Genomic DNA, 8,252 nt, shown 5'->3' on the forward strand with positions numbered 1-8,252 from the left:
GCGCGCGTCGTCCGCGCAAGGCGGCGGCGGACGCTGCCGAGTAACGTCGGCCGGCCGGATGCCGTCCCGAGCGGGGCGGCGTCCGTGCCACGATACCGGCCGGCGCAACGCCGGCCCGTCGAACTAGCCGTTCAGCACATAAGGCTGCGTCATCACTTCGAGGAAGTGGCCGTCCGGATCGTCGAAGTACACGCCGCGGCCGCCGTTGTGGCGGTAGATGTCACCGGGTTGCCGCTTCGCCGGATCGGCCCAGTGCGGCAGCCCGCGCTCGCGAATGCGCGCGAGCACGCGATCGAAGCCTGCTTCGTCGAGCAGGAACGCGTAATGCTGCGACGCGATCTCTCCCGACTGTTCGTAAAAATCGAGCGACACGCCGTTGCCGAGCGGGACGACCAGCATCGCGCCGAACGGCGTCGGCGGCGGCAATTCCAGAAGCTCGGTGAGGAAGCGGCTCGACGCGCGCTTGTCGCGGCACCAGACGATCGTGTGGTTGAGCTGGACGTTCATGGTGTGTCCCCGTGAAGGGCCCCGCGGTAGGCATGGACTCACGATAGCCGATCGTCGCCGCTGTTCAAGCGCGAAAAAAAACGGCCGCACAACGGGCGGCCGCTTTCATCACTCCCCGGCGACAGCCGGCCCGCCGGTATTGCCGCGGCGGTTGCGGCGTTTCTCGCCCCACACGCGGAGCCGGTCCATGTACAGGTAGACGACCGGCGTCGTATAGAGCGTCAGCACCTGCGACACGATCAGGCCGCCGGCGATCGCGATCCCGAGCGGCGCACGCAGCTCGGCGCCGTCGCCGTTGCCGAATGCGAGCGGCAGCGCGCCGAGCAGCGCCGCCATCGTCGTCATCATGATCGGGCGGAAGCGCAGCAGGCACGCCTCGTGGATCGCGTCGAACGACGACTTCTGGTTGTTGCGCGTCTGGTCGATCGCGAAGTCGACCATCATGATCGCGTTCTTCTTCACGATACCGATCAGCAGGATCACGCCGATCAGCGCGATGATGCTGAACTCGGTCTTGAACAGCAGCAGCGCGAGCAGTGCGCCGACGCCGGCCGACGGCAGCGTCGACAGGATCGTGATCGGGTGGATGTAGCTCTCGTACAGGATCCCGAGCACGATGTAGACGGCCAGCAGCGCCGCGAGGATCAGGATCGGCTGATCGTTCATCGACTGCTGGAACGCCTGCGCGGTGCCCTGGAAGCTGCCGACGATGGTCGGCGGGACGCCGACCTGCGCCATCGTCTGGTAGATCACCTGCGTCGCCTGCGACAGCGACACGCCAGGCGGCAGGTTGAACGAGATCGTCGTCGCGACGAACAGCCCCTGGTGGTTGACCGACAGCGGCGTCGTGCTCGGCCCGAACGTCGCGATCGCCGACAGCGGGATCATCGTCGACTTCGACGTCGACACCGACGCACCCGACGACGCGCTCGACTTGCCGCTCGCCGCGATCGAGTTGAGCGCCTGGTTGCGCGCGGAGTCGGACGCGATCGCCGCGGCGCTCTGCGTGGCCGTGCCGGCGCTCGACGTGCCGGCGGAGGTCGCGACGTAGGTGCCGGCGGCCGCGTTGGTGGTCTGCGAGCCGTTCGCGCTGCCGCCCGACGTGCTGACCCATACCTGGTTCAGCATCTCGGGGCTCTGCCAGTACTTCGGCGCGACTTCCATCACCACGTGATACTGGTTCAGCGGGTTGTAGATCGTCGAGACCTGGCGCTGGCCGAACGCGTCGTACAGCGTGTTGTCGATCTGCGCGGGCTTGATGCCGAAGCGCGCGGCCGTCGCGCGGTCGATCGTCACCATCGCCTCGAGGCCGCCTTGCTGCTGGTCCGAGTTCACGTCGGTCAGCTCGGGGCGCTTCTGCAGCGCCTCGGTCAGGATCGGCCCCCACTTGTACAGGTCGGTGCTCGAATCGCCGAGCAGCGTGAACTGGTATTGCGCGTTGCTCTGCCGGCCGCCGACGCGGATGTCCTGGGCCGCCTGCAGGAACGTGCGCGCGCCGGCGACGTCCGCCAGCGGCGGGCGCAGTTGCTGGATCACCTGGTCGGCCGACAGCTTGCGCTCGGTGCGATCCTTCAGCGTGACGAACATGAAGCCCGAGTTGGTCTGCGTGCCGCCGGTGAAGCCCGCGACGCTCTTCACGTTCGGGTTGCTCTGCACGATCCGCATCATCTCGGAGAACTTCAGCTTCATCGCCTGGAACGACGTCGACTGGTCGGCCTGGATGCCGCCGATCATCAGCCCGGTGTCCTGCTGCGGGAAGAAGCCCTTCGGCACGACGATGTACAGGTAGACGTTCAGCCCGATCGTCGCGAACAGGGTCAGCAGGATCAGCAGCGGCCGGCGCAGCGCCCACGACAGCGAGCGTTCGTAGCCGCGCTGCATGCGGCTGAAACAGCGTTCCAGGAAACGCCCGAAGCGGCCTTCGCTTTGCGGGTCGTGCGACTCGGGCAGCAGGCGCGCGCACATCATCGGCGTGACCGTGAGCGACACCGCGAGCGACACGGCGATCGCGAGCGACAGCGTCAGCGCGAACTCGCGGAACAGCCGCCCGACGATGCCGCCCATCAGCAGGATCGGCAGGAACACGGCAACGAGCGAAATGCTCATCGACAGCACCGTGAAGCCGACCTCGCGCGCGCCGTCGAACGCGGCCTGCATGCGCGACTTGCCGTTCTCGATATGCCGCGAGATGTTCTCGAGCACGACGATCGCATCGTCGACGACGAAGCCGGTCGCGACGATCAGCGCCATCAGCGACAGGTTGTCGATCGAGAAGCCGAGCAGGTACATCGCGCCGAACGTGCCGATGATCGAGATCGGCACCGCGACGCTCGGGATCAGCGTCGCGCGCCAGTTGCGCAGGAACAGGAACACGACCATCACGACCAGGCTGACCGCGATCAGCAGCGTGTGCTCGGTGTCCTTCAGCGACGCGCGAATGGTGGTCGAACGGTCGAGCACCGGCGTGACCGTGATGTCGGCCGGCAGCGACGCGGTGAGCTGCGGCAGCGCCGCGCGCACGCGGTCGATCGTGTCGATGATGTTCGCGCCGGGCGAGCGGTAGAGGATCACGAGCACCGCGCGCTTGCCGTTCGACAGGCCGAGGTTGCGGAGATCCTCGACCGAATCGACGACGTCGGACAGGTCGGACAGCCGCACGGCCGCGCCGTTGCGGTACGCGACGACGAGGTCGCGGTATTGCGACGCCTGGGATGCCTGGTCGTTCGTATAGAGCTGGTAGTGCTGCGGGCCGAACTCGATCGCGCCCTTCGGCGCGTTGGCGTTCGCGGAGGCGAGGGCCGCGCGCACGTCCTCGAGGCCGATCCCGTAGTGGAACAGCGCTTGCGGCTCGAGCTCGACGCGCACGGCCGGGTTCGCGGAGCCGCTCACCGTCACCTGGCCGATCCCGTCGATCTGCGACAGCGACTGCTGCAGCACCGTCGACGCGGAGTCGTACAGCTTCGCGGGCGACGAGGTCTCCGACGTCAGCGACACGATCATGATCGGCGAGTCGGCCGGGTTGACCTTGCGGTAGGTCGGGTTGCTCTTCAGCGCGGCGGGCAGGTCGGCGCGCGCCGCGTTGATCGCGGCCTGCACGTCGCGCGCGGCGCCGTCGATGTCGCGGTTCAGGCCGAACTGCAGGATGATCCGCGCATTGCCGACCGTGCTCGTCGACGTCATTTCGGACACGTCGGCAATCGAGCCGAGGTGCCGTTCGAGCGGGCTCGTCACGCTGGTCGCGACGGTCTCGGGGCTCGCGCCGGGCAGCGACGCCTGTACCGAGATGGTCGGGAAGTCGACCTGCGGCAGCGGCGACACCGGCAGCTTGACGAACGCGAACAGGCCCGCGAGCGCGACGCCGATCGCGAGCAGCGTCGTCGCGACGGGGCGGGTGATGAAGGGGCGCGACAGGTTCATCGCTTACGCGTCCGTGCGCGGGCCGGCCTGCGGGCCGTGGCGTTCGAACCAGCCGCGCACGCGGCGCGCGAGCGAGTCGAAGCCGAGGTAGATCACGGGCGTCGTGAACAGCGTCAGCACCTGCGACACGATCAGGCCGCCGGCGATCGCGATCCCGAGCGGCTGGCGCAGCTCGGAGCCCGCGCCGGAGCCGACGATCAGCGGCACCGCGCCGAGCAGTGCGGCGAGCGTCGTCATCAGGATCGGCCGGAAGCGCAGCAGGCACGCCTGGTAGATCGCTTCGCGCGGCGGCTTGCCTTCGACGCGCTCGGCCTCGAGCGCGAAGTCGATCATCATGATCGCGTTCTTCTTCACGATACCGATCAGCAGCACGATGCCGATGATCCCGATGATGTCGAGGTCGTGCCCGGTGATCATCAGCGCGAGCAGCGCGCCGACGCCGGCCGACGGCAGCGTCGACAGGATCGTGATCGGGTGGATGTAGCTCTCGTACAGCACGCCGAGCACGATGTACATCGTGACGATCGCCGCGAGGATCAGGAACAGCTGGTTCGACAGCGATGCCTGGAACGCGAGCGCCGCACCCTGGAAGCGCGTCTGGAACGACGCGGGCAGCCCGATGTCCTTCTCGGCGGCGTCGATCGCCTTGACCGCCTCGCCGAGCGAGGCGCCCGCCGCGAGGTTGAACGAGATGGTGGTCGACGGGAACTGCGACAGGTGCGCGACCAGCAGCGGCGACGGCCGCTCGTGGAACGACGCGATCGACGACAGCGGCACCTGGCCGCCGCCCGCCGACGGCAGGTAGATGTCGTTCAGCGATTGCGCGTAGTGCTGCTCCTTCGGCTCGGACTCGAGGATCACGCGGTACTGGTTCGACTGTGTGAAGATCGTCGACACGATGCGCTGGCCGAACGCGTCGTACAGCGCATTGTCGACGGTCGCCGGCGTGATGCCGAAGCGCGCGGCGCTCGGACGGTCGATCTCGATGTAGACGGACTGGCCATTGCTCTGCAGGTCGGTCGCGACGTCGGCGAGCGACGGCTCCTGCTGCAGCCGCGCGACGAGCTTCGGCACCCAGGTCGCGAATTCTTCCGAGTTCGGGCTCGTCAGCATGAACTGGTACTGCGTCGGGCTGACGGTCGAGTCGATCGTCAGATCCTGCACCGACTGCATGAACAGCGAGATGCCGGTGATGTTCGCGACCCGGTGCTGCAGGTCGCGGATGATCTGCGCGGCCGTCTCGGAGCGTTCGTCGCGCGCCTTCAGGTTGATCAGCATCCGGCCGCTGTTCAGCGTGATGTTGCTGCCGTCGACGCCGATGAACGACGTGAGGCTCTCGACGTTCGGATCCTTCAGGATCTCGGCCGCGAGCGTCTGCTGGCGCTCGGCCATCGCGCCGTACGAGATCGACTGCGGCGCCTGCGTGATCGCCTGGATCACGCCGGTATCCTGCGCGGGGAAGAAGCCCTTCGGCACGTAGACGTACAGCAGGCCCGTCAGCGCGAGAGTCAGCAGCGCGACGACGAGCGTCGAGCGCTGGCGGTTCAGCACCCATTCGAGCGCGACCGCGTAGCGCGCGATCACCCAGTCGATCGCCTGGTGCACGCGCGCCTCGAAGCGGTGGCTCTCGGGCGGCGGCGAATGGCGCAGCAGCTTCGCGCACATCATCGGCACGAGCGTGAGCGACACGATCGCCGAGATCACGATCGTCACCGCGAGCGTGATCGCGAATTCGTGGAACAGGCGCCCGACCACGTCGCCCATGAACAGCAGCGGGATCAGCACCGCGATCAGCGACACCGTCAGCGAGATGATCGTGAAGCCGATCTGCTTCGAGCCCTTCAGCGCGGCCTCGAGCCCCGTCTCGCCTTCCTCGACGTAGCGCGCGATGTTCTCGATCATCACGATCGCGTCGTCGACCACGAAGCCGGTCGCGATGGTGAGCGCCATCAATGACAGGTTGTTCAGCGAGAAGCCGGCCATGTACATCACCGCGAGCGTGCCGATCAGCGACAGCGGCACCGACAGGCTCGGGATGATCGTCGCGTAGATGTTCGCGAGGAACAGATACATCACCAGCACGACGAGCCCCACCGCGAGCAGCAGCTCGAACTGCACGTCGCGCACGGCGGCGCGGATCATCGTCGTGCGGTCGGTGACGATCTGCACGTCGAGCGCGGCCGGCAGCGTTTCCTGCAGCTTCGGCAACTGCGCCTTGATCGCGTCGACCGTCTGGATCACGTTCGCGCCCGGCTGGCGCTGCACGTTCAGGATGATCGCGGGCTCCTTGTTCACCCACGCGCCGAGCTTGGTGTTTTCCGAGCCGGCGACGACCGTCGCGACGTCGGTGAGCATCACCGGGCGGCCGTTCTTGTAGGCGACGACCGCGCTGTTGTATTGATCGGCGCTCGTGAGCTGGTCGTTCGCGTTGATCGTGTACGCGCGCGTCGGGCCGTCGAAGTTGCCCTTCGGCGTGTTGACGTTCAGGTTCGAGATCGTCGTGCGCAGGTCGTCGAGGTTCATCCCGTACTGCGCGAGCGCGGTCGGGTTCGCCTGGATGCGCACGGCCGGGCGGTTGCCGCCCGACAGGCTGACGAGGCCGACGCCCGCGATCTGCGAGATCTTCATTGCAAGGCGCGTGTCGGCGAGATCCTGCACCTGCGTGAGCGGCAGCGTCTTCGACGTGACGGCGAGCGTCAGCACCGGCGCGTCGGCCGGGTTGACCTTCGCGTAGATCGGTGGGGCAGGGAGGTCGGACGGCAGCAGGTTGCCGGCCGCGTTGATCGCGGCCTGCACTTCCTGTTCGGCGATGTCGAGCGGCAGGTCGAGCGAGAACTGCAGCGTGATCACGGACGAGCCGGCCGAGCTTTGCGACGACATCTGGTTCAGCGATGGCATCTGCCCGAACTGCCGTTCGAGCGGCGCGGTGACCGACGAGGTCATCACCTCCGGGCTCGCGCCCGGGTAGAAGGTCTGGACCTGGATCGTCGGATAGTCGACTTCCGGCAGCGCGGCGAGCGGCAGGAAGCGCAGCGCGACGAGACCGGCCAGCATGATCGCCGCCATCAGAAGGGCGGTGCCGACCGGCCGGAGAATGAAGAGGCGGGATGGATTCATCGAGCGGCCCGCGCGTTACTGGGCCGCGGAGGCCGCTGCCTGCGACGCGCCGTGCTTGTGTCCGCCGTGATGGCCGCCGGCGCCCGATGCACCCGACGCCGCACCGGCGCCGCGTGCGCCCGACGCGCCTTTCGGCTTGTCGGCCGGGATCGAGATCTTCGCGCCTTCGCGCAGGCGGTCGGAGCCGTCGGTCACCACGCGCTCGCCGAGCGACACGCCGCTGACGATGCTCGTGCGTTCGCCGTCGACCGGGCCGATCGTGACCTTGCGCACCGTCACCGTGTTGTCGGGCTTCACGACGTAGACGAACTGGCCGATCGAGCCGGTCAGCACGGCCGAGGTCGGCACGATCGTCGCGTTGCGCAGCACGTCGACGAGCAGGCGCGTGTTCACGAACTGATTCGGGAACAGCATGCCTTCCTTGTTATCGAAGTTCGCGCGCAGCTTGACTGTGCCCGTGCTCGTGTCGATCTGGTTGTCGAGCGTTGCGAGCGAGCCGGTTTCGAGCGGCACCGTGTTGTTGCGGTTGTACGCGGTGACCGACAGCTTCTGGCCCGCGTTCACCTGCTTGAGGATCTGCGGCAGGTTGTCTTCCGAGGTCGTGAAGATCACGCTCATCGGCTGCAATTGCGTGATCACGACGAGGCCGTTGGAATCGCCCGGCGTCACGTAGTTGCCGGGGTCGACCTGGCGCAGGCCGACGCGGCCCGACACCGGCGCGGTGATGCGTGCATACGTGAGGTTCAGCTTCGCGGAATCGATCGCGGCCTGGTCGGTCTTCACCGCACCTTCGTATTGCTTGACGAGCGACGCTTGCGTATCGACGGTTTGCGACGCGATCGAGTCCTGCGATAGCAGCGTCTGGTAGCGCTTCAGGTCGAGGCGGGCCGTCGCGAGCAGTGCCGAGTCGCGCGCATGCGTGCCTTCGGCGTTCTCGAGCGACACCTGGTACGGGCGCGGGTCGATCTGCGCGAGCAGGTCGCCCTTCTTGACGATCTGGCCTTCCTGGAACGCCACCGACTGCAGGTAGCCCGACAGTTGCGTCTTGACCGTCACGTTCGCGAGCGGTGTGACGGTGCCGAGCGCGGACAGCACGATCGGCATTTCGCCCTGCGTCGCGGTCCCGACCTGCACGGGCTGCGGAATGTTCGCCATCGAGGCGGGGCCGCCACGGCCGCGGTGGCCGCCGGTACCGCCGGTACCGCCGGCCG

4 protein-coding genes are annotated in these 8,252 nt (G+C 67.5%); all 4 read right to left on the reverse strand.

Annotation, left to right across the window (positions count from 1 at the left end; translation table 11 throughout):
- Positions 1-123: 123 nt before the first annotated feature.
- Positions 124-507: a VOC family protein gene (locus tag G3N93_RS28950; protein WP_174989744.1), complete on the reverse strand. Its 384-nt coding sequence runs from the start codon at positions 505-507 to the stop codon at positions 124-126.
- A 108-nt stretch (positions 508-615) separates the two neighbouring features.
- Positions 616-3,924, reverse strand: a complete 3,309-nt coding sequence (locus tag G3N93_RS28955) for an efflux RND transporter permease subunit (RefSeq protein ID WP_206134501.1) — start codon at positions 3,922-3,924, stop codon at positions 616-618.
- A gap of 3 nt (positions 3,925-3,927) precedes the next feature.
- Positions 3,928-7,041 (reverse strand): MdtB/MuxB family multidrug efflux RND transporter permease subunit, encoded by a 3,114-nt coding sequence (locus G3N93_RS28960; protein ID WP_206134502.1) that lies wholly within the window; start codon positions 7,039-7,041, stop codon positions 3,928-3,930.
- A gap of 15 nt (positions 7,042-7,056) precedes the next feature.
- Positions 7,057-8,252: MdtA/MuxA family multidrug efflux RND transporter periplasmic adaptor subunit (locus G3N93_RS28965; protein WP_206134503.1), on the reverse strand; the 1,196-nt coding region annotated here is incomplete at its 5' end.

The sequence above is a fragment of the Burkholderia sp. Se-20378 genome, from assembly GCF_017104665.1.
GTDB lineage: Bacteria > Pseudomonadota > Gammaproteobacteria > Burkholderiales > Burkholderiaceae > Burkholderia > Burkholderia lata.